The sequence below is a fragment of the Pseudomonas sp. B21-021 genome, assembly GCF_024749205.1.
GTDB lineage: Bacteria > Pseudomonadota > Gammaproteobacteria > Pseudomonadales > Pseudomonadaceae > Aquipseudomonas > Aquipseudomonas paraglycinae.
On the sequence record NZ_CP087192.1, the window covers coordinates 2,979,475 to 3,004,489 of the forward strand.

The window sequence follows — 25,015 nt, forward strand, 5'->3', positions numbered from 1 at the left end:
CAATGGTGCCGAACGGCATACAGGTAACGGTGCCCCATGATCCAGCGATTACCAACGGCTGCGACGGCGATGAATGAAGGCATGCAGATTCTGTGGGACGACGGAGAACGCATTCTCCACCGGGCCAGACGTGCTTCTGGCGGTCGCGAGGTTGATGTCCTGATCGCCTCGCTCGCTGCGGAGCAACCATCGGGCGCCAGCGTCGAGCGTCTTGCCCATGAATTTTCCCTGAGAGACCAATTGGAGGGCGACTGGGCGGCGTGCCCCCTGGAGCTGTTGCAGGACGATGGCCGCGTGCAACTGGTGCTCGAAGACCCGGGTGGTGTGCCGCTGGCCCGTTTGCTCACGGCTCCCCTGGACGTTGCGACGTTTCTGCCGCTGGCCATCAGCGTGGCGGTGGCGCTGGGCAAGTTGCATCGGCGCGGCCTGATTCACAAAGACATCAAGCCCGCTCATCTTCTGGTGAACTGCCCCGATGGTCACGCCCGACTCACCGGTTTTGGCCTCGCATCGCGCCTGCCTCGCGAACGCCACGCCGCAGAACCACCCGAGACGTTGTCCGGGACCCTGGCCTATATGGCTCCGGAACAGACGGGCCGGATGAACCGCTCGGTGGATTCGCGCAGCGACCTCTATGCCTTCGGCGTCACGCTCTATCAAATGCTCACCGGGTCGTTGCCGTTCAGCGCTGCCGATCCGATGGAATGGCTGCATTGCCATATCGCCCGCACGCCGATGCCGCCGAGTGCACGCGTGGCGACCGTTCCCGAGATGCTGTCGCGGATCGTCATGAAGTTGTTGGCCAAGACCGCCGAGGAGCGTTATCAGTCTGCGCTTGGCGTCGAGCAGGATCTGCGCCGTTGTCTGGCAGGCTGGCATCAGCAGCACGTGGATGAGTTTGCGCTGGACGAGCAGGGGACATGCGACCGTTTGCTGATCCCCGAAAAACTCTACGGCCGAGAGGCTGAAGTCCAGACGCTGATCGCCGCATTCGAACGGATCGCCGTCAGCCGCCGACCGGAGCTGGTGCTGGTTTCCGGCTATTCGGGCATCGGTAAATCCTCGGTGGTCCACGAGCTGCATCAAACCCTGGTGCCGGTGCGCGGATTTTTCGCCAGCGGCAAATTCGATCAGTACAAACGCGACGTGCCTTATTCGACCCTGGCCCAGGCGTTTCAGGGACTGGTGCGCACGCTTCTGGGCCAGAGCGATTTGCAGATGGCCGGCTGGCGCAATGCGCTGCAGCAAGCGCTGGGCGCCGAGGCGCGGTTGGTGACGGACCTGATCCCGGAACTGAAACTGATCATCGGCGATACGTCGCCTGTGGCGGATCTGGAACCGCCACAGGCGCAACGCCGGTTCTTGCGGGTATTGCGACGGTTCATCGGCGTGTTTGCCCGCGCCGAACATCCACTGGTGCTGTTTCTCGACGACTTGCAGTGGCTGGACGTGGCGACGCTCAATTGGCTGGAGGAACTGCTGACCCGTTCCGACTTGCAGCACTTGATGCTGATCGGCGCTTACCGCAGCAACGAGGTGGATGCCTCGCACCCGTTGAGCACCCGGTTGAACGCCATCAAAGCGGCGGGCGGCCGGGTGCAGGAGATAACTTTGTTGCCGCTGGCCCGATCGCACATCGAGCAATTGGTCGCCGAGTCGTCGCGTTCCGAGGGATCGTACATCGCGCCGCTCGCACAACTGATTCTGGACAAGACCGCGGGCAATCCCTTCTTCGTCATTCAGTTTCTGCAAACCCTCGTCGAACAGGATCTGCTGACCTTCGATCATGACCGCAGGCAGTGGGTCTGGGACGCACAGCGCATTCATGCCAAGGGCTACACCGACAATGTGGTCGATCTGATGCTCGACAAACTGGCGCGGTTGCCCGCTGAAACGCAGCAGGCGTTGCAGCAGATGGCCTGCCTGGGCAACGTCGCGGATGTCGCTTCACTGGCTACCGTTCTGGGCCTGCCTGACGCGCAGGTTCACGGGGTGTTGTGGCCGGCGGTTCGTCACGAGTTGATCACGCGTCAGGACAGCGTCTATGGCTTCGTTCACGACCGGGTCCGGGAAGCCGCGTATCTGCTGGTTGATGAGGCTTCCCGTGCGCAGCATCACCTGCGGATCGGGCGTTTGCTGGTGGAGAAGACGCCGGCAGATAAGCATGCAGAAAAGATTTTCGAGATGGTCGGCCAGCTCAATCGTGGCGCCGTGCTGATGGACCGACAACAGGAGCGCGAACACCTCGCGCAGTTGAACCTGCTGGCGGGCGAACGGGCCAGAGCGTCGACGGCCTATGCTTCGGCGCTGACGTATTTCGCCCAGGGCGCAGCGTTGCTGGATGAGGACGGCTGGGAGCATCAGCGTGAATTGATGTTTGCGCTGGAGTCCGGCCGGGCCTTGTGCGAATTCCTCACCCGGCAATTAGGGGCAGCCGAAGCACGCCTGCGGCAATTGTCACGCCGTGCGCAGACGCTGACCGAACGTACCCGAGTCGCCTGCCTGCAAGCGGATCTCTATCTGATCCTGAACCAGAGCGACAACGCGGTGGCGGTGTGTCTGGCTTTCCTGCGTTATCTGGGGATCGAGTGGTCTCCTCATCCCGATGACGACGAGGTGCGTGACGAATATTTGCGGATCGGGCAACGGCTGGGCGAGCGCCCCATCGGGGCATTGATCGACCTGCCACCCATGGTGGATGAAATCGCACTCGCCACCCTGGAAGCACTGACCAAGCTGATCGTCACGGCGGTTCACATGGACGGCAATCTTCCGGGGCTGGCCATGTGCCGGGCGATCAACCTGAGTATCGAATACGGCAACAGCGATGCTTCGTGCGTGGCCTATGCCAACGTGTCGCGGATCGCCGGGCGGCGGTTTGCGGACTATCCGGCCGGTCTGGCATTCGCGGAGCTGGGCTGCCGGCTGGTCGAACGGCGCGATCTGGAACGCTACAAGGCACGCACGCAACTGGCGTTCTGGCTGTTTGCCAAGCGCTGGGCTCAACCGATACGCACGTGCCTTGAACCTTTGGCCCAAATATTTGAAGTGGCGAACCGCACCGGCGATCTGCCGATTGCCGCGTTTACCGGCAACAGCCGGGTTTCCAACCTGCTGGCCACTGGCGAGCCTTTGGCCGGGTTGCAGGAGGAGGCTGAACGCGGGCTGGCGTACGCCAGAAAAATCGGCTTCGGCGTGGTCATCGATTTCATCGAAACCCAGTTGGCGTTTATCCGGATGCTTCGGGGCCAGACGCCAATCTTCGGCGATATCGGCCCGGGAGCGTTTTCCGAGCGCCACCCCGAGGATCACCAGACCTCGCTGGTCGCGATTTGCTGGCACTGGATTCGCACGTTGCAGGCCTGCTATTTCGCCGGTCAGTACGAGGCAGCAGCAGAGGCCGGCGTGGCCGCTCGACAATTGCTTCGCTCATCGCACTCGTTCCTCGAGGAGGCCGAATATTGCTTCTATCAGGCCTTGACCTTCGCCGCCCTGTGCAGCGCCAAGCCTGCCGGTGAACGGCACGAGCAACTCGACGTCATCACCGCGCAACACCGGCAATTGCAGGTCTGGGCCGAACTCTGCCCGGACAATTTCGCCAGCCACGCCGCGTTGCTGGCGGGTGAAATTGCCCGTCTTGAGGGCCGGCTGCCGGAGGCCGAGCATGGCTACGAGCAGGCGATCGAACTGGCGCAGCGCAGCGGCTTCCTGCAGATCGAAGCATTGGCCAACGAGCTCGCCGCGCGCTTCTATCAACACCGTGGGTTGCAAAAGATTGCCAGGGTCTACCTGCAGGATGCCCGCTACGGCTACCAGCGCTGGGGTGCCGAGGGCAAGGTTCGACAACTGGAGGCCGAGCACCCGTTTCTGCGGGTCGAAAAACCGCTGCCCGGTCCCACCAGTACCATCGCCACACCGGTCGAGCATCTGGACTTGGCCACCGTGTTGAAGGTGTCACAAGCGGCCTCCAGTGAAATCGTCCTTGAAAAGCTGATCGACATGATCATGCGCACGGCGATTGAACAGGCCGGCGCACAGCGCGGCGTGCTGATCCTGACGGAGCAGGGCGAGCAGCGGATCGTCGCCGAGGCAACTACCCGCGATGACACCACGCAGCTGGATCTGCGTGATGCGCCGGTGGCGGCGAAGCTGCTGCCGGAGTCGGTCCTGAATCACGTGCTGCGCACCCAGGAAAATCTGGTGCTGGATGATGCTTTGGGCGAACCATCGTTCGCTGCCGATCCGTACGTTCGCCAGCATCGCGCGCGCTCGGTACTGTGCCTGCCGTTGCTCAATCAGGCGAAGCTGATCGGCGCGCTGTACCTGGAAAACAACCTGACGTCACGGGTATTCAGCCCTTCGCGGATCGCCGCGCTCAGGCTGGTCGCTTCACAGGCGGCGATCTCGTTGGTCAATGCGCGCCTGTACCGCGATGTCGCCGAGCGCGAGGTCAAAAGCCGTGAGAGCGAGCAGCGTTATCGCGAGATACAGGCGGAGCTGGCCCATGCCTGCCGCGTTGCGACGATGGGGCAGCTCGCGGCCTCGATTGCTCATGAAGTCAGCCAGCCGCTGGCCTCGACACTCGCCAGCGCCCAGGCCGCCCTGCGCTGGTCGGGTGCCGCGCCACCTAACCTTGAAGAGACACGCCTGTGCCTGGAGCGCATCGTCAAGGATGCCCATCGGGGCAGTGAGGTGCTGGACCGCATTCGCGGGCTGATTCGCAAGGCGCCTCAGCCGAAGGAGCCGGTCAACCTCAACGAAGTGATTGGCGAGGTCATCGAGATCACCCAGAGTCAGGCGCAGAAGGGTGGGGTTTCGGTGGAGGCACAGATGGCGTCCGGTTTACCGCGAGTCGATGGCGACCGGGTCGAGCTGCAGCAAGTGGTGCTCAACCTGGTGATGAACGCCCTGGAAGCCATGAGCGGTGCAGGCGTCGTCAAAGGGGAGTTGCGCATCCGCACGCAGACCAATGAGGCGGGGCAGGTGTGGGTGTGCGTCAGCGATTCGGGACCGGGTTTCGGCGCGCATTCGATCGGGCAGTTGTTCACGCCGTTCTACACCACCAAACCCACGGGGCTGGGCATGGGGCTGTCGATTTGCCGCTCGATCATCGAGACCCATGGCGGCCAATTGTGGATCGAGGCCAATCAGCCGTGCGGTGCGATCGTCCAGTTTGTTCTGCCGGCCGATGCCGTACTGCTTCCGTAATCACAAAAAAAGGCGCCCGCCAAAATAATCGTGGCGGGCGCCTGGGAGTGCGCAGCAGTAGAGTGATCGTGGAGCGTCGGGGGATCAGGCCACCGGAATCAACGGGTCGGCAGCGGCCAGTGCGGTTGCACGATCGGCGGCCGGTGGGTAAATCCATACGGTGTTGATCTGGGTCTTGAGGTCTTTGGCTTCTTGCCCGACCAGTTTCAATTGGCGGTCCCAGCCTTCGGTGAACACCGCGCCCCAGGCGCCGAGATCAAGGCAGGTCACGTACTTGGGCTGGCTGTAGGTCATCGGTGCGACGCCGATCAGGTCAGCCGCTACATTGTTGCCGGCATAACGGCCCAGGCAAATGGCGTGCTGGCAGGACATTGCAGCGTAGTTTCCGAGGTCATCCGTGGCGGCATAAGCCACATCGCCGGCGGCGAAGACATCCACGTGTCCCAGCACTTTCAGGTTGCCGTCGACATGCAGACGACCTTGCGGATCACGGCTGCCAGGCACCTGTTCGGTGAGCGGGCTGGCGCGGAAACCAACAGTCCAGACTACGGTGTTGGACTCGATCCGTTTGCCGTCGGCCAGGGTCACGCCGCCGGCATCGACCGAGGCGACCGAAGCGTCGAGTACCCATTCGATGCCCAATTCTTTGGACGCTTCGACAATGGACGGGCGAATGCCGTCACCCATGGTCGCGGCGATTTGCGGCGCGCGATCCACCACGATGACTCTGATCTGCGCATCGTCACCCAGTGCGGCACGCAGGCGGGCCGGCATTTCGGTGGCGGTTTCGATCCCGGTAAAACCGCCACCGGCGACCACCACGGTATTTCGCGCAGCGCTCGGCGGCTGGTTCTTCAAGGACTTGATATGGGCTTCGAGGCGGGCGGCTTCTTCGATCTGATCGACGTCGAAGGCGTGTTCGATCATGCCCTTGAGCGGTGGGCGAATCACGCGGCTGCCGGCGGCCAGTACCAGTCGGTCATAGCTCAGCGTGCCTTGCGTGCCGAAGGCATCGCTGTAGGTCACTTGCTTGCTGGCGGTGTCGATGCTGTCGGCGATGCCTTTGACGAATTTCACGCCGACCGCATCGAACAGTTCACCCAGCGGCGCCTTCATGTTGTGGACATCCGGCTCGTAGAAACGCGGGCGAATGCGCAGTTCTGCCTGGGGCGCGAGGACGGTGATCTGCACGTCGTTACGATCATGCTGGTCCAGCAGACGTGCGGCGCTCAAGGCGCTCCAGACTCCACCAAACCCTGCGCCTATCACTAAAATGTGCTGTTTCATCGGATGACTCCTGAGGAAATTCTGATCGTTGAACGGCTTGTCTGTTCACGCGTGACCGTCTCCCGGTCTGCACAAAGTTGGCTGTTGGAACAACCGCAGAACCGGTTCGATTCGCTGGAGTTGATGCTATCGGGGAAGGCGCGCCGGGACACTTCTACATAGGGTCAGTGCCGACATGCTTAGGTGTGAGGTGGGGTATACACAGGTATAGGTAGAGGGCGGTCAAACGGGCCGATTGAACGCACTTTCGATGCAGGTGATGAGTTCGCCGCAAGGGAAAGGTTTGGGGAAGTAGGCGAGCGGCTCGGGGAATGCTGCGTCGACCTGGGGCGGTGGCCCCTGATAGCCAGTGATGAAAATGATCGGGATGCGGATGCCTCGGGCACACAGCGCGTCGTACATCTGGATGCCGGACAGGCCGGGCATCTGGATGTCCGAGATGATGCAGCCGGGGCGGGGCGGTGCAGTCATCGCCAGAAAAGCCTCCGCGTTCGGGTACAACTGCACGGTGTAGCCGTGCGAACGCAACAGGCTGTCCAGCGCCATGCGCACGGATTCATCATCATCGACAACCGAAACAACAGCGGTGTGGGACATTGCTTTACCAGGGCTGATCTCGGGTAGCCCGTCAAGGACGCCCGCCATTCCCGCACCATACGCCGCTCGGTCCGGCGGCGTACTTATACGTGTGTATAGCGACAGTGTTTGAACTTCTCCGAGCCCGGTGCCATTGCAGCGTGTAGCTTCAGCGGGAGAACCGGCTGCGGTATTCCCGGGGCGTGACCGAGAGGTGACGGTAGAAGGTATCGCGCATGCGTTCCTCGTCGCCGAACCCGCACAGCAGAGCGATCTGGTCGATGTTGCGCTGAGAATCCTCGAGCATCCGTCGTGCGGCTTCCAGCCGAAACAGCTCAAGCGCCTTGGCCGGCGTGCGACCGACCTTGCGCTTGTAAACTCGCGCGAAATTGCGCGGACTCATCTGCGCCTGGCGGGCCAGGGATTCAACGTTCAGGCGGGTGTCGCCGAGGTTTTCGCTGATCCACAGGTGCAATTCGTCGAAGCAGCCTCGGTCGTCGATCTGCGATTGCAGCAACTGGCTGAACTGCGCCTGACCGCCGGGACGTTTGAGAAAAACCACCAGCTCCCGCGCCACCTGCAACGCGACCGCACGGCCGCAATCGGCCTCGACCAGCGCCAGCGCCATGTCGATTCCGGTGGTGACCCCGGCGGAAGTCCAGACTTTGCCTTGCTGGATGTAGATCGCATCAAGGTCGACATCGACACTTGGAAAACCACCCTTGAGCATGTCGCACATTCCCCAGTGGGTGGTCGCGCGCAATCCTTCCAGCAGCCCGGCCTGGGCCAGCAGAAAAGTGCCGCTGCACACCGAGGCGGTGCGTCTGGCGTTGACTGACGCCGCGCGCAGCCAGTCCACCAGTGCAACATTGTCGAGCATGGCCTGACGGATGTTCGGCGCACCGGGCACGATCAGCGTATCGATCGCGGTTTCGTCAAAGGTGTGCAGGGGCAGGGTGTCGACCGACAGCCCTTCGGCAGTAGTGATCAATCCGCCTTCGAGACTTGCGGTGTGTATCGCGTAGCCAGGCAAGCCGCGTTCAGCCCTGGCTTTGGACGCTGCCCAGAACACGGTCTGCGCGCCGGTCAGGTCCAGCAAGCCCATTTGCGGATACGCCAGGAACACCAGGGTGCGCGGTTGCGCGAGCAAACAGGTGAGCGGGTCGGGTTGGAGAAGAATCGAGTTCATGACTGCTTTGAAGGCTGGGTGACCGCCAGTTTTCGACGATCCGGTGTGCCGTAGTGTCCGCGTTTGCGGACAGGAGCGCGAATATACATTGGTATGGGGCACAGTCTCTTTAGCGCCGGTCGTACTCGCTCAATCCGGCGCAAACCCTATACCCGCGTATGGTGTTGGCCGTCGTGGTCGCGATGCACACTCGATTTCAAGGAGCGCTATTTCGCTCTTGCGGCATTCCTCCGAGAAATCCTGACTCAGCCAAAAGGAAAGCGACCATGTCTACCTATCTGAACCACTCCCAACAAACCAGCACAGCCACCAGCCTGCCGTTCACCTCGAACTTCGGTCAGGCCCAGGAGCTGGTGCCTTCGCGCTACGCACTGCAGGTCGGCGACATCGACGTGGTGGTGATCAGCGATGGCGTGCTGCCGCTGCCGACCTCGACCATGTCGACCAATGCCGATCCGCAGGCTCGCGCCGCGTGGTTCAAGGACATGTTCCTGGGGCCGGACGCGTTCGACTGGGCACTCAACGTGCTGGTGGTGCGCAGCGGCGAGCAGATCATTCTGGTCGACGCGGGCCTGGGCGGGCAGTTTCCCGGCTTCCCTCGGGCCGGCCAGCTGCCGAAACGGCTGGAAGCGGCCGGAATCGATCTGGCAGCCGTGACCGACATCGTGATCACCCACATGCACATGGACCATGTCGGTGGTCTGCTGGTGGATGAAGTGAAGAGCCGGCTGCGTCCTGACGTGCGCATCCACGTGTCGGCGAAAGAGGTCGAGTTCTGGGAGACGCCGGACTTCACCCAGACCGTCATGCCGGCGCCGGTGCCTGACGTTTTGCGCGCGACGGCCAATCAGTTCATCAACGATTACCGCCGCCAGGTGCGCACCTTCGACGATGAATACGAAGTGGCGCCGGGTGTGGTGGTCAAGCTGACGGGTGGACATACGCCGGGGCACAGCATTGTCTACGTCAACTCGGGTGGCGAACGCCTGACCTTCGCCGGCGACGCCTTGTTTCCGGTGGCCTTCGAGCACCCGGAATGGCACAACGGTTTCGAGCATGATCCTGAAGAGTCGGTGCGTGTTCGGGTGCGCCTGATGCGCGAGGCGGCGGCGAGCGGTGAGTGGTTTGTCGCCACCCACCTGCCGTTCCCGTCGGTGGGCCGAGTGGCGGTCGATGGTGATGCGTTCCGCTGGATCGCAGCGTTCTGGGATTACTGATCGGCTGTCGGCGGCCCGGCTGCATTCGGCCGGGCTCGATAGAAATCAGGCCCCGCAAGTGGTGAACTTGCGGGGCCTTTTTTTGCTTTGAGGTTTATCGGTCGGGCAGGGCTGCGGCTTTTTTGGGGGTCAACGTCCGCGCATCAGCGCCTGCTCGATGCAGGCCAGCAGTGCCTCGGTATGGAAGGGTTTGGAGAAATAGCCTTCCGGCGTCTTCACACGGGCGCTGAACTCGGGGGGCAGGCCTGGCTTGCCGGTGATGAAGATCGTCGGAATGTGGATCTTCCTGGCCGCCAGTGCCTCGTACATTTCGACCCCGCACATGCCGGGCATCTGAATGTCCGAAATCAGACACCCGGTCTGCTCTGGCGCGCTGGATTCAAGAAATGCCAAAGCGCTGGTGAAAGTCTTGACTGTATAACCGCAAGACCGCAGCAAACTGTCCAGTGAAACCAGAACAAGTTCGTCATCATCGACAACTGAAATAATAGCTGAGTTGAACATGGGGTAAACCTTGCGTCTTTTGCGGGTGGCTGTAGCGCCCGCCATACTTGCAAGATACGCTTTCAAAAATTGTGGAATAGTATACGTGCGTATGTTTGGTTGGTTTTTTGTTAGTTGCGAAAGTTAATCAATTATTCAGGAAACAAGTGGTTGTTGATTAACGAAAGAAAATAACCGTTATGCCGAGTGCAGGCCTCGAAAAGTTGCCGGCTGGCGTAGTCGTTGTTGGCAATTGCGCTGGCGCGACAGTCACGGAACAAGGCGTCGGCGGCCCGTAGCGTTCGTAGGGCGCGATCGATGCCTTTCAGGCAGTCGGCGAAACACAAAAGCTCTGCAGCGTCATTGAGACGGTAAAGCGCGTCACGCTGGGCATGGCCGCCCAGGTCTGTGATGCCGGTGACGAGGAAGTCGGCGTATCGGGTATTGGCATTCAGCAATCTGCGCAACAGTGTCTGCACCGGCAAAAAGCTGACGGTCCGCAATGTCTGCTGGCTGTGTCTGAGTCGCGCCAGAATGCCCAGCGTAGCGCCCAGGGTCTGGGTCAACGCGTCGATGATCTCCACGCGCTCAGCGGTTGATAACGAGGTGTGCGTGCCATAGCGGCTGACGCAGGGCGGGTGACTGACAGGATACAGTGTGTGCGGTGCGTTCATGACCACCGTCTCCGGCTAGCGCTCGGGCGCGATTGAATGTTGTGATTGCAGCAGCGGACTCCATTGCTCCTGGTTGTCCGGGCGCCGGTAGTAAACAACCATGCGCCGGGCGACCTGCATGGCCAGATCGCGACCGTTGTCGGCCTCGACCAGCGCCAGCGCCAGATCGATCCCCGCACTGACGCCGGCGGAAGTCCACACCGATTCCTGGCGGACGAAAATCGCTTCGCGATCCAGTTCGACCTTGGGGTACAGCCGCTCGAACATGTCAGCCATCAACCAGTGTGTCGCCACGCGCAGGCCATCGAGCAAACCAGCCTGGGCCAGGAAAAAAGCGCCGCTGCACACCGACGTCGTTCGGTCGGCTGTGGCTGAGGTGACGCGCAACCAGTCCACCAGTGGCGCGTTGTCGAGCATGGCCTGGCGGATGGACGCCGAGCCCGGAACAATCAGCGTATTGATCGGCTCGTCGCTTAGCTCATCCAGCCGCCGGGTTTGCACCACCAGGCCTTCGCCGGTCCGCACCGGCCCGCCTTGCAGGCTCGCGGTGTGCAAGGCATAACCGGGCAAACCGAGTTGCGCCAGTCTGCAGGTCGCCGCCCAGAACACGGTCTGGGCACCGGTCAGATCCAGCAGGCCCATTTGCGGGTACGCGACGAAAACAACGGTACGGCCTGATTGCGGGGTTTCGGGTCCAGCGCCAGGGTTTGTACTTTCGATAGGCAATGCTGATCTCCATATCGCCGGCCGGCGACATCAGGGGTGGATGACGGTCATTGATCGTGTTCGGGCGCAGCCAATGGAATCGCAAACACAAACTGCGTGCCGACGCCCTCGGTGCTGTTGACCCAGATGCGCCCGCCGTGGAATTCAATGATCGAGCGGCAGATCGAGAGCCCCATTCCCAGGCCCGTTGGCTTGGTCGTGAAGAACGGATCGAACAGTGAAGGCAGGATGTCTTCGGCAATGCCGACGCCGGAGTCGGCGATTTCAAGCACGGCCTCGTTGTGCAGGAGCGAGGTGGTGATTCGCAGCGTCCGGGCCCGTTCATGCACGTTGGCCATGGCCTGGCAGGCGTTGATGATCAGATTGATGATGACTTGCTGCAGCTGCACCCGGTCGCCTTTGATCAGTGCGCTGCGAGTGCCCAGTTGGGCGTGCGGGCGAACCTCATGGAAGCAGATGTCATGCTGCATCAGCGTCAGCGAGTCACTGACGATGTCGTCGAACACTTCGACATTGCGCTGCACCTCGCTGTGGCGCGACAAGGCCCGGATACAGGCGATGACATCGGAAACCCGGACGGAGTTTTGAATGATTCGATCCAGCGAACGGCGCGCTTCTTCCAGGTTCGGCTCGGGACGGTTGATCCAGCGCTTGCAGGATTCGCCGCTGGTGATGACCGCCGCCAGCGGCTGATTGATTTCGTGGGCAATCGACGCGGCCAGTTCGCCCATCGACGTCAGGCGCGTGACGTGGGCGAGGGTGGCTTGCGAGTGAAACAGCGCCTCTTCGGACTGTTTGCTGGCGGTCACGTCCATCAGCGCCCCGGCGTATTCCGTGCGCCCGCGATGCCTGGGCATGGGGCTGGCGATCATCTGTACATGCTTGATCCGGCCATCGGGCATGACCAGCCGATGCTCTGCTTCGATCAGCTCCTGCCGGCGCGCGAACTGGTCCAGCACCTGATCGATCACCGGCAAGTCATCCGGATGGGTGCGTGACTTGACCAGGGCGAGTGTCGGGGGGACGTTCGGCGGATACTCGAAAATGCGCGAGGACTCCTCCGACCATGACAAGGACACGCTGACGTTCTTGTCGATGATGAAACCGATGCTGCCGGTGTGACTGAGCTTCTGTGCGCCGAGAAAGAACGCTTCCTTGCGCCGCAGCGTTTCAGTGGCGCGTTTGCTGCGCAGTGCCAGCAGGGAGATGGTCGTCAGCGCGATCACGCACCTGACGAATCCGGCGATGCCCCGGTGATCGCGATAGCCTTCGTCGACCAGGAAGTCGGCAGTCAGCAGCGTGAGGCAACCCAGCGCGACGGCCAGGAATACCGGAACCGGGAAGATGTTCGCGGACATGAACACCAGCGTGATGTAGAACAACGTCGGTGCAACATCCAGGTCAAGGTACGCGTTGGTGATATAGATCATGCTGCCGACCGCAATGGCGGCCAGCCAGGCGAAGGCGTCTGAGCAAAGAAGTTGTGCGCGACGTTTGATGATAGACATTTATTCTTCCAGATTTTTGCTATCGGACGGCAGGTCGTGTTCTCTCGATGAAGCAGGCAAACGCTATGAAAGGCGTATTAATGAAGAGATTGAAAAGTCTGAAGTTGTTTTTCAGGCATGACGGTTGTTGGCGACTGTCGGTCATTCACCAATCGTTGTATTGAGTAATGTTTATTTGAATAAAGATGTTATTCGAAGACTTATTCTCTGGCACCGCTGCATTGGGTCAATCGAAGTATGACTGTGTATGAAAGGGATATACCTAAGTGTTAGTTGCGCCGGGTCTGTCGATGGCTTGTCTGATGGCGCAAGCATGCGCCATCCCGGCAATCCTGAGCCGTGCCGTATCGGTTCATAAGGTCACCGATTGACAGGCTGCGCCGCGATGACTTCGGCCATGCGCACCAGGTCGGCAAAAGAGCGCGCGCCCATTTTGCGCATGGCCTGGCCCCGGTGGATCTTCACGGTGATTTCACTGAGGCCGATTTCCCCGGCGATCTGCTTGTTCATCAGGCCCGAGGCTGCCAGCGCCATGACCGTCTGCTCACGGGGTGTCAGCGTCCCATGGCGTGCGCGCAGCTCATCGGCATGTCGCCCGGACTCGCGACGCTGCTTGTCCCGCGAGTGCGCGGCACACACTGCATCGATCAGGTCCTGCTCGCGAAACGGTTTGGTCAGGAAGTCCACCGCGCCGGCTTTCATGGCGCGCACCGTCATGGCGATATCGCCGTGTCCGGTGATGAACACGATCGGCACGTTGATGCCGGCGGCGGCCAGTTCACTCTGGAAATCCAGGCCGCTGCTGCCTTGCAGGCGCACGTCGAGCACCAGGCAACTGACGGTGTCCGGACGCTGATACTTCATGAATTCGGCGACCGACCCGAACAGTTCGACCTTAAGGCCAATGGAGCGCAACAGGCTGCCGAGGGATTCGCGCAGCGCTGCATCGTCGTCGACGATGAATACCACCGGCTCGCTGGGGGTGTTGCTGATGGGATTGTTGTTCATTGCTTTTTTCCCAAGAGTTATGACGTTGTGGGTCTCGTCGTGGTATCGGCGAGGACCCATCAAGAATATGCGAATCCCTCGGCACGGGGGCCTGTGTTTGCTCGTTCAAGTTTATGCCCGACCAAAGGCACGGTCATGCTGCAGGTGTGGGCGGGGGAGCAGATAAACGGTTCAGCATCGTAGTGGCGCGGCACTCCGTCAGCTAGGACAAAAAACCCGAAAAAACCGCCATCGCAGCGGTCTTTTCGCGGCCGGATACAGCCACCCGTATCAAACGGTTCATACGCAAGTATCAAAACACTCACCTAACGCATGATCTCGCTGACCCCAAGTACCACAGACGCCCGGCAGGCTCGCCCTTAACCTTTATGAGCTCTCCGTCGATCTCAATGGCCGCGTGCCGGGTGGTGAACTTCATGAACAGAAATGAACTCCGTCGTGTCGACATCCATCTGCTGGTGGTCTTCGAGACGCTGATGCATGAGCGCAATGTCAGCCGGGTCGGCGAGAAGTTGTTTCTCGGTCAACCGACCATCAGTGCGGCGCTGGGGCGTTTGCGCGTGCTTTTCGACGACCCGTTGTTCGTGCGCGCGGGGAGGGTGATGGAGCCGACGGCGCGAGCCGAGGAGATTTTCGCCAATCTGACGCCGGCGCTGGATGGCGTGGTCGCGGCGTTGAGCCGTTGCCAGCCGTTTGATCCGGGCACCAGCGAGGCGACCTTTCAGGTCGGCCTGTCCGACGATGTCGAATACGCGCTGCTCCCGCGACTGCTGCGCCAACTGCGTATCGAGGCGCCGAACATTGCCTTGGTGGTGCTGCGGGTCGATCAGCAGCAGATGTCACAGCGGCTGTTCAATGGCGAGATCTCTCTGGGGATCAGCCCTACGCTTGATCTGCCGGCCAACGCCCGACGCAAGAGTCTGCGGTCGATCCGGCCGATGCTTTTGCGCTCGGACATGCGTCCGGGACTGCTGGCGCTCGATGAATTCTGCGAGCGACCGCACGCCATCGTGTCGTCCATGGGTAAGGCCAGGGATGACACCGACCACGCGCTGGACCTGCTCGGGCGTCGGCGCAAAGTGGTGCTGGCAGTGCCGCAGTTCAGTGCCTTGCCAAGGTTGTTGGCGCAGAGCGACATGCTGGTTATCGTGCCGGATTACGTGGCCAGGGCCATGGCCTCGGTTCAGGGTATCAGGGCCGAACCGGCCCCTCTGTTGCTGCCATCGCGGGAGCTTTCCATGGTCTGGCGTGCCGCTGCGCACAACGATTGCGCTCAGCGTTGGCTGCGGTCGCGTTGCCAGGCATTTTTCGGCACGCCGATCGAGTTGCAGGTAGTGCCCACGCTGCGCCCGGCGTTGCCCGTCGATCAGGCGTTGATGATGGCGCGGTAGATAACTGCAACGGCTGTGTCATTCGCCCAATAAAAAAGCTCCGACTTGATCGGAGCTTTTCTTTTTACGGGGTTTTACGCGGCTTGCCGTAGGGGCGCGGACCCGGCACATCACGCATTGATGAACGCCAGAAGGTCCGCGTTGATGGTGTCGCCGTTCGTGGTGCACATGCCATGGGGCAGGCCGGGGTAGGTTTTCAGCGTGCCGTGCTTGAGCAGTTTGATGGACAGATGGGCCGAATCCGCGATCGGCACGATCTGGTCATCTTCGCCGTGCAACACCAGGGTCGGCACATCGATGTTTTTCAGGTCATCGGTGAAGTCGGTTTCGGAGAACGCACTGATGCAGTCGTACTGTGCCTTGATCCCGCCGTTCATGCCCTGACGCCACCAATTTTCGACGATCGCCTCAGACACTTTCGCACCTGGGCGATTGAAGCCGTAAAACGGGCCGCTCGGGAAATCACGATAAAACTGGCTGCGGTTCTGCGCGAGTGCTTTGCGCAGTCCGTCAAACACTTCCATTGCAAGGCCGCCGGGATTTTTTGCGGTGCGCAGCATGATGGGTGGCACAGCACCGATCAGCACGGCCTTGGCCACCCGGCCGCGACCATGCCGCGCGACATAGCGCGCCACTTCACCACCGCCGGTGGAGTGGCCGATGTGCACGGCGTTGCGGATGTTCAGGTGCGCCATCAACTCGGCAACGTCGGCGGCGTAGGTGTCCATTTCGTTGCCCGTGGCGGTCTGCGAAGAGCGACCATGGCCACGTCGATCATGGGCGATGACGCGAAAGCCCTTGCTGAGGAAAAACAGCATTTGCGCATCCCAGTCATCACTGGAAAGGGGCCAGCCGTGATGGAAAACGATCGGCTGGCCCTGGCCCCAGTCCTTGTAGAAAATCTGCGTGCCATCTTTGACGGTAAGCATTCCCGAGCCACTGCCGTTGCCGGCGCTTTTGCTGACCCCTGACGCGGATGCCGGTGTCTGCTGCGTCGCCAGCGCCGGTAATGCCACCGCCAGGGTCGCGGCCATGGCCCCCGTCGTGATCAAGCCACGACGCGTGGTTCCGTTTTTCTCGTCAGTCATTTTGAACACCCATTGAGTTATTGAAGTCGCACAGGCGGCGCAAGGCTGCTGCCCTGGCCGAAGGCAATCTTTGGGCAAAGGAAAGCCGCTGAATACCAGACATGGGTTTTCGAAATTAACGCTTTGGTATGTAGGTGTGGCGGGAGGAATCTTGGCGGGGTTGGCGCGTCCCTGCGCCCGGACAGCTTAGAAGGTGTATTTGGCCGTCAACATCATGTTGCGCGGCGTGCCATAGCTGTCGCCGCCGTAGCTGACGGAGTTGGCGATGGTGGAGTAGTACTTGCGGTCGAAGATGTTGTTGGCGTTGAGTTGCAGGTCGAGGTTGTCATTGACCCGGTAGCCGGCCATCAGGTCGGTCACGGCGTACGCGCCTTGCTTGAGTCGGTAGTTGCCGCCATCAAGCAGTTCGATGTCGTTGTACATGCGGCTCTGCCAGGAGATGTTGCCGCCCACACGCAGTTTTTCCAGTGGGCCCTGGAAGTTGTAGCGGGTGGTGAGTTTGAACAGGTGTTCCGGGGTGTCGGTGTCGAACTGCTTGTTCACATTCTGCGGGTTCGCCTCGTCCTTGATGGTGTGCGTGCGGGCATAGGTGTAGCCGCCGCCGACCTGCCAGTTGTCGGTGAGCGCGCCTTGCAGTTCGAAGTCGATACCCTGGCTGCGGATCTCGCCGGAGGCCTCATAACAGGACGACTGCGGGCAGTTCGGCACGAACACTTGCACCGCACGGTTTTCCTGATCGACGCGGAATACAGCGAGGCTGGCGTTCAGTGCGCCGCCCAGGTATTCGCCCTTGATGCCGACCTCGTAGTTCTTGCCCACGATCGGCTTGACCGGGTTACCGGAGGTGCCCTTGTTGCTCTGCGGGGTGAAGATGTCGCTGTAGCTGGCGTACACCGAATGATGGTCGTCCAGCTCGTAGATCAGGCCGGCATAGCGGGTGACGTTGCGGGTGACTTTGTAGTCGCCGTCGCCATCGCGGTTGTCGTAGTCGTACCAGTCCAGACGCCCGCCGAGGATCAGCTTCAGCGGGTCGGCCAGGCTCAGGCGGGTGGTCAGGTACACGCCGTCCTGAGTGGTGACTTCGCGCGTATTGTTGGTGTGGACGAAGTCCGGCTTGCCGGCGTTGATCGGCCAGTTGGTGTCGTAGGGCGAGTAGTTGTGGGTGGTCAGGTCGTAGATGCGTTTGCTGGCGCCGACCACCAGTTCATGGCTGCGTCCGAAGGCTTCGAACGGGCCGCTGAAGAAGGCGTCGAGACCTGCCTGGTTTTCATCGGCCTTGGACTGGTAAACCGTGCGGGCCAGGGTGTCGTTGACCCAGCGCGACTGGTACGAACCGGAGAACAGCGCGTTCTGTTCGGAATAGTTGGCGTTGACCTGCAGCTTCCAGTCGTTGGCCAGTTGCTGGCGGATCTCGGCGAAGACGGTGTTGATCTCCTGATCCTTGTCCTCCCAGGAGGTGCCGGGGTTGTACGAGCGCGGCAGGTCGAGGTGATGACCGTCGAGGCCGATCATCGACGAGCCCCAGAAGTAGTTGGTCTTGTCTTTCTGGTTGGAGAAACCGACGGTCAGCGTGGTGTCATCGCTCAGATCCGCTTCGGTCACGGCGTAGAACAGGTTGTGTTGCTCGTCCACGTCATCGATGAAGCTGTTGGCGTCGCGGTAGGACGTGACGACCCGGCCGCGCAGGGTGCCGCTGTCGTTGAGCGGGCTGGAAGCATCGAGCTCGCCGCGATAATTGTCCCAGGTCCCGGCGGCGCCGGTCAGGGTGACGCGCTGCTCGGCCAATGGACGTTTGCGCACCAGGTTGATCGCCGCCGAAGGGTTGCCGGCACCGGTGACCAGGCCGGTTGCCCCCCGTACTACCTCGACCCGATCGAACATCGCCAGATTCGGCTGGGACCCGACGTTCACGCCGTCGTAGCCGCTCGGAATGCCGTCGTACATCAGGTTGTCGATGTTGAAGCCCCGGGCTTTGTAGGCCTGTCGGCCTGGGCCGTTGGAGTAGTCGAGGAACAGCCCTGGCGTGGCGTTGACCACGTCGTTGATGCTGGTCATCGCCTGATCGTCCATGCGCTGGCGGGTGATCACGGTGACGGCTTGCGGTGTTTCGCGCAGGGTCAACGGCAATTTGGTGGCGGTGGCCATGGTGCCGGTGGTGTATGACTCGGAGCCTTCGGTGGTGCTGCCCAGTTGGGTGGAGGTGATCGCGGTCGCGCCGAGCTCGAGGGTGGCGGGCGGGGCGGTGTCCTGCGCCTCGCGGGTTTCATCGGCCAGCGCCGGGGTCATGACGGCCATGCAGATGGCCATGGACAGGAGATTGCGTGACGGGATGAAACGATGCGGCGAGGTTGGGCGCGACATGAAGGCTTCCTGATTTTTAAATAGCAAACAAAGAGCTGTTGAGAATCATTGCCAATAATTGTGTCAGGGTTTTTTACCGCAACAAAGCGCTTCGTGAAAAAAATGTGAAATTGCGCAACGGGAGAGGGCGGAGGGCTTGAGTCATTACCGAACCGCTCAAGCACGGACGTTGCAGCGCAGACAGCGGAAAAGCCGTTTGTCAGTTTCCAATGCAAACCAACGGGTTGGCGTCTATTTTTGTGGCCGGGTCAGCCAAATGACAGGAGAAATTCTGAAGTCATTGAAGCGAATTCGAACTGGCCCCGTGACGTTGATTTCAGGATGGATCTTGAATGAGGCGCGGAGCGTCGCTCAGGCGATGCGCAACGGAAACCCGCGCCTTTTAACTCGTTAAGGAGAACGCAGATGGCAATCAGCCGAGTCACCGAAACAACCGATAAAACAGCGCTGGTCCAAGCCGAGGTGTACCGCTGGTACAACCTCTTTTTCCCGTGGTCGCGCGGCGTGGCTTCCCAGTCGGAAGACGCGATAAAGCCTTTGTACGATGCCCTGGCGAACGATTTCCGGGTGGTGCTCACGGACGGTCAGATCATGGACCGGGAGAACTACTGGGAGCGCCTTTGGGGCCTGCACGGCAAGCGTGCCGGAAGCCCCGAATCGCACATCATCAATCTCTCGATCACGCCGCTTCCCGGTGACTTCTTCCTGACGGTTTTCGACCTGGTCAAGAACGGGATCACCAAGAAAAAAGTCGACTCGGCGCTGATGCGCCTCGACCCGGATTCGCCATCGGGAATCTCGTGGATTTACGTCCACGAAAGCGAGCACGAGACGTCGTTTGCGTAAATCGTTGAATGACCATTTCGCTCCTCTGGTTGTTTGAACCGGAGGAGCGGCATCGCTCCAACCCTGTAAAAAAAAACCGCCCGAAGCCGTGCATCGGGCGGTTTGCAGGATCAAACAGGGTTGATTCAGATCAACCGCAGGGTGACGTCGATTTTGCCGCGAGTGGCCTTTGAGTAAGGGCAGGTCTGATACGCAGCGTCCACCAGCGCCTGAGCGACCGAAGGCTCCAGCCCCGGCAGGCTGACACTCAAGCGCGCCTGAAGAAAGAATGCATCGCCGGCCTTGCCCAGATCGATTTCGGTTTCGACCGCCACATCCGCCGGAAGCCTGATCTTCTGTGCCGCGGCTGCCTTGCCCATGGCGCCGATGAAGCAGGCCGACCAACCGGCTGCCAACAGTTGTTCCGGATTGGTGCCGCTGCCATTTGAACCGGGTGGCGAGAGCTTGATGTCCAGGTTGCCGTCCGAACTGCGCGACGCGCCATCGCGCCCGCCAGTGGTGCGAGTCTTGCCGGTGTACAGCACGGTGTCGATTTGATTGATCATGGAAATACCTGCCTGAGTGATGGTTGATGTCGGACAGTGAAGGTTCCGATGGCTCACACTTTTGCATTGGCATGTACCCGGGATGTGTCGTGCAGCGGCGTTTTTGTATCGCTCTGTAGCCTGGCCTGGACATCGGGGACGCGGCAGGCCATTGGTTCCTGTCGTTTATCACGTGGCGATACGCATTGATGGCGTACAGAGGTCGCTGTGCATTGCGCAATAGGGCAGGCTTGCGTCTGCCTGCCTCTTTCGCGATCCGGGCGGATAACCGTTCCCCGCGTCTGCGTCAAAGTGCGGGATTTACCCAGTGCGACGCGTGCGGCTGGCATCTTTGGAAGGTGGGCAGCCAAACTGGCGACTGTATTCCCGGCTGAATTGCGACGGGCTTTCGTAGCCCACACGATAACAGGCGCTCGCCACGTCCAGCCCTTCGCCGAGCAACAGACGGCGGGCTTCCTGCAGGCGCAGTTGTTTCTGATATTGCAGCGGGCTCATGGCCGTCACTGCCTTGAAGCGATGATGCAATGTGGAGTTGCCCAAATTGGCGACCCGGGCGAGTTCTTCGATGCGCAAGGGTTGGGTGTAGTGGTTGTTCAACCAATCGATTGCCCGCGTTACCCGGCGCGTTTGCGAGTCGCCGAGGGCAAGCTCATACAGACGACGGCCGTGCATGCCGCGTAGAAGGCGGTAATACAGCTCCCGCAGGGCCAAAGGTGCCAGCATGCCGATGTCTTTCGGGGTGTCCAGCAGTCGGACCAGTCGAAGCATGGTTTCCAGCAGGGGCACATCGACCCTTTCAAGGAAAAGGCCCAATTCCGGCTCGTCCGGTACGCCCGAGGGCGGAGCGTCGGCGATGACCTGCGCAATTTCCGTGGCCTCGAAATCGAACCGGATACACAGGTAGGGCGATTCCGGACTGGCCTTCAGCACGCGCCCGGCAACCGGGAGCGTCACCGAGACCACCAGGTAACTGAGCGGGTCGTAGAGGTAATGATCGTCACCCAGGCTGATTTCTTTTTGTCCTTGCACGATCAGGCAAAGTGCCGGTTTGTGCACGGTATGGATAAGCTCCGAAGGCGCATCGAAACGAATCACATGCAGGGGGGCTATGGCGGTCTCATAGATCCCGGGTGTGGTAAACCGTTGAGTCAGCAGGCGAACCAGTTCGTCACGGTAGACGGCTGTGTTTTGAAGGATGAAAGCATCGCTCTGTTCCATTTCAAGGCTCTCACAAGTGTTCATAAGCGTCTGCCCGGAACTGCCCGGGCAGACGATATTCACCCGACATCATCAAAGTACTCATTGCCGATAGAGGATCATTCCGGCGTGATACAGCACGTCGTCATGAAAGTGGCCATCAGCGGTGAAGCCGGTGTCGTCCCAGTACTGGATGTAATCACCAACCAGTTCGTAGCGGCCCTGATAGGCGCTCTTGTTTTTACCACGGGCCTCGTCATAACGACCAGTCGTCAGAAGCTCATGCCGGATGAATCCATCCGCGGTGACCCACATGCCTGCGTAACGATGATCCTGAGTGGTTTGTCTGGCATTTTTCATCAGCTTTTCTCCTCTATTTTCAGACTCAGCCGATACGACCCAAAGCCGTGCGATCAGCGCCGTCTTCGGCAACCCGGAACCCTGGTGTGCGGTCACTGCCGCCTTCACTCACGCGCATGCCGGGAGTTCGGTCAGATCCGTCAGCGGCCAGGTACAGGCCGGTCGAGGAAAGGTTGATCGCGCAGGCCACCATCGCGCCGATCAACAGTGAAAGGGAAAGCCGTTTTGCGTTTTTCATTGTTCAGTCCTCATTGACGTTGTTCATCTGAGCGGCCTGCCGTGGCCTGTGTGTGCATCCGTTGCGTGCTTTCAGATTACGTAGCCGGGCGCAGCGGTGTTAGGACGAAACTGCCGCAGATTTGCCTGATCCTCTCGGGCTGGTCGGGCATGTCCTGCGGCGCGTTTGTGCTGCGGCTCAGCCGGCCGTGACTGTCATCCCGCCGTCGGCCATGACCACCGAACCGACCATGAAGCTGGCCCGATCCGAGGCGATGAACGCGACCACTTCGGCGATTTCTTCCGGTTGGGCGGCGCGGCCGATCGGCGCCGCTTCGCCATGTTGGGCGAGAAAGGCAGGGCCGTCGTCGACCACATTGTTGAGGATGTTGGTCACCACATCGCCGACACCGACAGCGTTGACGCGGATGCCGTGGCCAATGACCTCAAGCGCCAGGGTGCGCGTCAATTGGGCCAGCGCGCCTTTGGAAGCGGTGTAGGCGGCAATGGTGGGGAAGGCGAAATAGGAAGCGTAGGACGCGATGTTGACGATCGATCCGGACTTGTTGGGCATCATCGCTTTGACCGCCTCCCGGCTATGCAAAAAGGCCGCCGTGGCGTTGACCGCCTGAATGCGTTCCCAGTCTTCGCGGGTCATGTCGATGACCAGTTTGTTGATGATGATGCCGGCGTTGTTGACGAGAATGTCCAGCCGACCGAATTGCTCGACGGCCAGGGCGACCGCGCGTTCGGCTGCTCCGTCCTGAGTGATGTCTGCCACCAGGGGGATCAGGCCTGGGCGGGCCAGCGCTTCAACCTCAGGGTTTATATCTTCAGCAATGACCTGGGCGCCGCGGGCATGCAGCAGCAGTGCGATGGCCTTGCCGATGCCACTGGCCGCGCCAGTGACCAGCGCAACTTTACCGGCCACTTCGTTTGGGGTGCTGTTCTTGAAGTCGTTCATGATGTTCTCCAGCGATTTGATCGAGTAGCGACAAGCCGTGTTGGCGCCGGCGAGGCGCTGTCATCGGCGACAGGCCCACTGTCTCGCAGCGAAGCGAAGTCGGCTTTCGTGGGATTGCCCGCGCTGTCGGGGTTTTGCGCTGAATGTCAGTGAGGAAGGTTCGGTGCTCGATTCAATCCACGGCAAAAGCCCGATATCATCGAGCCGGTCTGCTGACGCGGCGTGCGGGCAAGCATCCAAGACCTGTCGGGCTTGGCACAGCCGAATCTGAAAAGGACGAGTTCATGGCAAATACCGGGCGTACCTCCCAGGAACAGATGTCGACATCTTCTCGAGACTTGCGCATCACCGGCGAGTCGATGGCTGAGTTCCTGCCAGGCGAACCGCAGGCGTTACCCTCGCGCCCGGAAATCACGGATGTTGTGATTCAGCTGTTCACCCATCGCAGTGTTACCGAACCCATTCTCGTGCTTGCAGTGGTGGAGCCGTTGCTCGTTCTGGTTCTGGCCGGGGCGGCCAGGGTGGAGGAGCGCGCATTGGGTGGCGAGTGGGAAGCTGCGCAGGTCAGTGCCGGCGATTTTTTCCTCACCAGCTCCGATGAGCCGTATGAAATGCGCTGGCAGACGCACGGAGGCGATACCTTCGAAGTCATGCATCTTTATCTCGGGCTGCCGCTGATCGAGCAAGCGTCTCGAGAGCTGTCGGGTCAGCACGCCGGGTCTGTGCGTTTGCGCGATGTTTCAGGGGCACGGGACAAGCGCGTCGCATTTGTGATGGAGCAGTTGCGCACTGAACTGGTTCTGGAACGCTCACCCAGCGGTCTTTTCACCCGCTCTCTGGCGCAGGCACTGGCCGTGCATCTGGTGCGCAGCTATCTCGATGAAGGCCAGCCCGGGCGTCGGGTCAACGCCTTGCAAGCCTACAAATTGCGCAAAGTCACTGACGCCATGAACACGCATCTGAGCGCTGAATTCAGCCTGGCAACACTGGCCAGCCTTGCCGAGCTGAGCGAGTACCACTTCAGCCGCCTGTTCAAGCGGGCGACAGGGCTTTCGCCATCGCAGTACTTCATCCGCTTGCGCATGGTTCGTGCGCGGCACCTGCTACTGGAAACCCGCCTTAGCATCATCGACGTCGGGCTGGAGGTCGGCTACTCGAGCCCCAGTCACTTCTCGCAGGTCTTTCGTCGTGAAGTGGGCGTAACGCCCAGCGAGTTCCGTGGGGCGTGAGCGGCGCTTAATTACAAATTTGCAGGCGATGCACACAGACACGAATAGGCAAAAGTTGCGCAGGTTTCGGCACGCGTCGACGAGGCTCGTGCCCTTAATCTTTTCGACGTACCCCGCAGTAACGAACGCGTCTTCAGCGGTCGGTGCTGAACTTCAATACAGACAGCAGGAGCTACGGATATGTCGAACATTCAAAACAAAGTCGTCCTGATTACCGGTGCAAGCAGTGGTATTGGCGAAGCAGCGGCCAGGTTGATCGCCGCCAAAGGCGCGCATGTGGTTCTCGGCGCCCGCCGTACCGAGCGTCTGGACAAACTGGTCAGCGAGATCCAGGCCGAAGGGGGCTCCGCAAGTGCCTGCGCACTGGACGTTACGGATCTGCAATCGATGCACGCCTTCGTGGCGTTCGCCAAGACGCAACATGGCAAGGTCGATGTGATCATCAACAACGCGGGGGTGATGCCTTTGTCTCCGCTGGCTTCGTTGAAGGTCGATGAATGGAACCAGATGCTTGATGTCAACGTTCGCGGTGTGCTGCACGGTATTGCCGCCGTCTTGCCGGACATGCAGGCGCAGGGCTTCGGGCAGGTCATCAATATCTCGTCCATTGGTGGCCTGGCGGTTTCTCCGACCGCTGCGGTCTACTGCGCGACCAAATTCGCAGTCAGGGCTATCTCGGATGGCTTGCGCCAGGAAACGGACAAGATCCGGGTGACCGTGGTGTGCCCGGGTGTGGTCGAGTCCGAACTGGCCGATACGATTTCCGATGAGGTGGCACGCGAGGAAATGAAAGCCTTCCGTCGTGTGGCACTCAATGCAGACGCCATTGCGCGAGCGCTCGCCTATGCCATCGAGCAGCCTGACGATGTTGATGTGAGTGAGATTGTGGTTCGTCCGACTGCCAGTCCGCACTGAGCAGTCTGGGGGCAAGGCGCGCTCGCC

At 60.7% G+C, this 25,015-nt stretch carries 21 protein-coding genes; 6 read left to right on the top strand and 15 right to left on the bottom strand.

The features are described from left to right. Window positions 1–81: 81 nt before the first annotated feature. Window positions 82–5,208, top strand: coding sequence for an AAA family ATPase (locus tag LOY31_RS13305; RefSeq protein WP_258713600.1), 5,127 nt, complete (start codon window positions 82–84; stop codon window positions 5,206–5,208). Between the two features lie 84 nt (window positions 5,209–5,292). Here LOY31_RS13305 and LOY31_RS13310 read toward each other — a convergent pair whose 3' ends face one another. From LOY31_RS13310 to LOY31_RS13320, 3 genes are all read right to left on the bottom strand, one after another. Then, complete coding sequence (locus tag LOY31_RS13310; protein ID WP_258713475.1) at window positions 5,293–6,495, bottom strand: NAD(P)/FAD-dependent oxidoreductase; 1,203 nt, start codon at window positions 6,493–6,495, stop codon at window positions 5,293–5,295. A gap of 222 nt (window positions 6,496–6,717) precedes the next feature. Next, the gene (locus tag LOY31_RS13315) at window positions 6,718–7,092 is read right to left on the bottom strand and encodes a response regulator transcription factor (RefSeq protein ID WP_007955198.1); all 375 of its coding nucleotides are present in this window, start codon (window positions 7,090–7,092) and stop codon (window positions 6,718–6,720) included. Between the two features lie 148 nt (window positions 7,093–7,240). Beyond that, window positions 7,241–8,260: a GlxA family transcriptional regulator gene (locus LOY31_RS13320; protein ID WP_085604305.1), complete on the bottom strand. Its 1,020-nt coding sequence runs from the start codon at window positions 8,258–8,260 to the stop codon at window positions 7,241–7,243. A gap of 266 nt (window positions 8,261–8,526) precedes the next feature. Between LOY31_RS13320 and LOY31_RS13325 the strand changes: the two genes are divergently transcribed. Next, window positions 8,527–9,477, top strand: coding sequence for an MBL fold metallo-hydrolase (locus LOY31_RS13325; RefSeq protein WP_085604300.1), 951 nt, complete (start codon window positions 8,527–8,529; stop codon window positions 9,475–9,477). A gap of 129 nt (window positions 9,478–9,606) precedes the next feature. Here LOY31_RS13325 and LOY31_RS13330 read toward each other — a convergent pair whose 3' ends face one another. The 5 genes from LOY31_RS13330 to LOY31_RS13350 all read right to left on the bottom strand — a co-directional run bounded on the left by LOY31_RS13330 (window position 9,607) and on the right by LOY31_RS13350 (window position 13,876). After that, window positions 9,607–9,981, bottom strand: coding sequence for a response regulator (locus tag LOY31_RS13330; RefSeq protein ID WP_221533792.1), 375 nt, complete (start codon window positions 9,979–9,981; stop codon window positions 9,607–9,609). 131 nt (window positions 9,982–10,112) lie between these two features. Next, a complete protein-coding gene (locus LOY31_RS13335) occupies window positions 10,113–10,634 on the bottom strand; it encodes a hypothetical protein (protein ID WP_221533793.1) in 522 nt (173 codons plus the stop codon). Between the two features lie 15 nt (window positions 10,635–10,649). Further along, on the bottom strand, window positions 10,650–11,360 hold the full coding sequence (locus LOY31_RS13340; protein ID WP_221533794.1) for an AraC family transcriptional regulator: 711 nt from the start codon (window positions 11,358–11,360) through the stop codon (window positions 10,650–10,652). A 47-nt stretch (window positions 11,361–11,407) separates the two neighbouring features. Further along, complete coding sequence (locus LOY31_RS13345) at window positions 11,408–12,868, bottom strand: ATP-binding protein (RefSeq protein WP_221533795.1); 1,461 nt, start codon at window positions 12,866–12,868, stop codon at window positions 11,408–11,410. Window positions 12,869–13,228: 360 nt separating this feature from the next. Next, entirely contained in the window at window positions 13,229–13,876 is a 648-nt protein-coding gene (locus LOY31_RS13350) for a response regulator transcription factor (protein WP_085604284.1), read from the bottom strand. Window positions 13,877–14,292: 416 nt separating this feature from the next. Here LOY31_RS13350 and LOY31_RS13355 point away from each other — a divergent pair, with 416 nt between their 5' ends. Then, window positions 14,293–15,267, top strand: a complete 975-nt coding sequence (locus LOY31_RS13355; RefSeq protein ID WP_221533796.1) for a LysR family transcriptional regulator — start codon at window positions 14,293–14,295, stop codon at window positions 15,265–15,267. Window positions 15,268–15,377: 110 nt separating this feature from the next. Here the strand turns inward: LOY31_RS13355 and LOY31_RS13360 are convergent, their stop codons facing one another. Together LOY31_RS13360 and LOY31_RS13365 are read right to left on the bottom strand one after the other, a co-directional pair. Then, window positions 15,378–16,196, bottom strand: coding sequence for an alpha/beta fold hydrolase (locus LOY31_RS13360; protein ID WP_218191703.1), 819 nt, complete (start codon window positions 16,194–16,196; stop codon window positions 15,378–15,380). Between the two features lie 345 nt (window positions 16,197–16,541). Next, window positions 16,542–18,716, bottom strand: coding sequence for a TonB-dependent siderophore receptor (locus LOY31_RS13365; protein WP_258713476.1), 2,175 nt, complete (start codon window positions 18,714–18,716; stop codon window positions 16,542–16,544). Between the two features lie 405 nt (window positions 18,717–19,121). Here LOY31_RS13365 and LOY31_RS13370 point away from each other — a divergent pair, with 405 nt between their 5' ends. Continuing rightward, on the top strand, window positions 19,122–19,562 hold the full coding sequence (locus tag LOY31_RS13370; protein ID WP_064596053.1) for a hypothetical protein: 441 nt from the start codon (window positions 19,122–19,124) through the stop codon (window positions 19,560–19,562). Window positions 19,563–19,687: 125 nt separating this feature from the next. On the opposite strand, the gene LOY31_RS13375 is transcribed toward LOY31_RS13370, so the two are convergent. From LOY31_RS13375 to LOY31_RS13395, 5 genes are all read right to left on the bottom strand, one after another. After that, complete coding sequence (locus tag LOY31_RS13375; RefSeq protein ID WP_258713477.1) at window positions 19,688–20,107, bottom strand: organic hydroperoxide resistance protein; 420 nt, start codon at window positions 20,105–20,107, stop codon at window positions 19,688–19,690. A 300-nt stretch (window positions 20,108–20,407) separates the two neighbouring features. Continuing rightward, window positions 20,408–21,325 (bottom strand): AraC family transcriptional regulator, encoded by a 918-nt coding sequence (locus LOY31_RS13380; protein ID WP_258713478.1) that lies wholly within the window; start codon window positions 21,323–21,325, stop codon window positions 20,408–20,410. Window positions 21,326–21,406: 81 nt separating this feature from the next. Continuing rightward, a complete protein-coding gene (locus tag LOY31_RS13385) occupies window positions 21,407–21,664 on the bottom strand; it encodes an Atu4866 domain-containing protein (protein ID WP_085604265.1) in 258 nt (85 codons plus the stop codon). A gap of 25 nt (window positions 21,665–21,689) precedes the next feature. Continuing rightward, window positions 21,690–21,902, bottom strand: coding sequence for a hypothetical protein (locus LOY31_RS13390; RefSeq protein WP_007955178.1), 213 nt, complete (start codon window positions 21,900–21,902; stop codon window positions 21,690–21,692). Between the two features lie 177 nt (window positions 21,903–22,079). Further along, on the bottom strand, window positions 22,080–22,844 hold the full coding sequence (locus LOY31_RS13395) for an SDR family NAD(P)-dependent oxidoreductase (RefSeq protein WP_007955177.1): 765 nt from the start codon (window positions 22,842–22,844) through the stop codon (window positions 22,080–22,082). Between the two features lie 284 nt (window positions 22,845–23,128). Here LOY31_RS13395 and LOY31_RS13400 point away from each other — a divergent pair, with 284 nt between their 5' ends. Then, window positions 23,129–24,073: a helix-turn-helix domain-containing protein gene (locus tag LOY31_RS13400; protein WP_258713479.1), complete on the top strand. Its 945-nt coding sequence runs from the start codon at window positions 23,129–23,131 to the stop codon at window positions 24,071–24,073. A 180-nt stretch (window positions 24,074–24,253) separates the two neighbouring features. Further along, window positions 24,254–24,988 (top strand): SDR family oxidoreductase, encoded by a 735-nt coding sequence (locus tag LOY31_RS13405; protein ID WP_085604259.1) that lies wholly within the window; start codon window positions 24,254–24,256, stop codon window positions 24,986–24,988. Window positions 24,989–25,015 lie beyond the last annotated feature (27 nt).

Bases quoted from the DNA above. Each gene is read 5' to 3' on its own strand.
- LOY31_RS13390 (WP_007955178.1), bottom strand. From the start codon at position 21,902: ATGAAAAACGCAAAACGGCTTTCCCTTTCACTGTTGATCGGCGCGATG.
- LOY31_RS13315 (WP_007955198.1), bottom strand. From the start codon at position 7,092: ATGTCCCACACCGCTGTTGTTTCGGTTGTCGATGATGATGAATCCGTG.
- LOY31_RS13355 (WP_221533796.1), top strand. From the start codon at position 14,293: ATGAACAGAAATGAACTCCGTCGTGTCGACATCCATCTGCTGGTGGTC.
- LOY31_RS13310 (WP_258713475.1), bottom strand. From the start codon at position 6,495: ATGAAACAGCACATTTTAGTGATAGGCGCAGGGTTTGGTGGAGTCTGG.
- LOY31_RS13405 (WP_085604259.1), top strand. From the start codon at position 24,254: ATGTCGAACATTCAAAACAAAGTCGTCCTGATTACCGGTGCAAGCAGT.
- LOY31_RS13305 (WP_258713600.1), top strand. From the start codon at position 82: ATGCAGATTCTGTGGGACGACGGAGAACGCATTCTCCACCGGGCCAGA.
- LOY31_RS13395 (WP_007955177.1), bottom strand. From the start codon at position 22,844: ATGAACGACTTCAAGAACAGCACCCCAAACGAAGTGGCCGGTAAAGTT.
- LOY31_RS13385 (WP_085604265.1), bottom strand. From the start codon at position 21,664: ATGAAAAATGCCAGACAAACCACTCAGGATCATCGTTACGCAGGCATG.
- LOY31_RS13400 (WP_258713479.1), top strand. From the start codon at position 23,129: ATGGCAAATACCGGGCGTACCTCCCAGGAACAGATGTCGACATCTTCT.
- LOY31_RS13345 (WP_221533795.1), bottom strand. From the start codon at position 12,868: ATGTCTATCATCAAACGTCGCGCACAACTTCTTTGCTCAGACGCCTTC.
- LOY31_RS13370 (WP_064596053.1), top strand. From the start codon at position 19,122: ATGGCAATCAGCCGAGTCACCGAAACAACCGATAAAACAGCGCTGGTC.
- LOY31_RS13320 (WP_085604305.1), bottom strand. From the start codon at position 8,260: ATGAACTCGATTCTTCTCCAACCCGACCCGCTCACCTGTTTGCTCGCG.
- LOY31_RS13360 (WP_218191703.1), bottom strand. From the start codon at position 16,196: ATGCTTACCGTCAAAGATGGCACGCAGATTTTCTACAAGGACTGGGGC.
- LOY31_RS13365 (WP_258713476.1), bottom strand. From the start codon at position 18,716: ATGTCGCGCCCAACCTCGCCGCATCGTTTCATCCCGTCACGCAATCTC.
- LOY31_RS13325 (WP_085604300.1), top strand. From the start codon at position 8,527: ATGTCTACCTATCTGAACCACTCCCAACAAACCAGCACAGCCACCAGC.
- LOY31_RS13350 (WP_085604284.1), bottom strand. From the start codon at position 13,876: ATGAACAACAATCCCATCAGCAACACCCCCAGCGAGCCGGTGGTATTC.
- LOY31_RS13335 (WP_221533793.1), bottom strand. From the start codon at position 10,634: ATGAACGCACCGCACACACTGTATCCTGTCAGTCACCCGCCCTGCGTC.
- LOY31_RS13330 (WP_221533792.1), bottom strand. From the start codon at position 9,981: ATGTTCAACTCAGCTATTATTTCAGTTGTCGATGATGACGAACTTGTT.
- LOY31_RS13375 (WP_258713477.1), bottom strand. From the start codon at position 20,107: ATGATCAATCAAATCGACACCGTGCTGTACACCGGCAAGACTCGCACC.
- LOY31_RS13380 (WP_258713478.1), bottom strand. From the start codon at position 21,325: ATGGAACAGAGCGATGCTTTCATCCTTCAAAACACAGCCGTCTACCGT.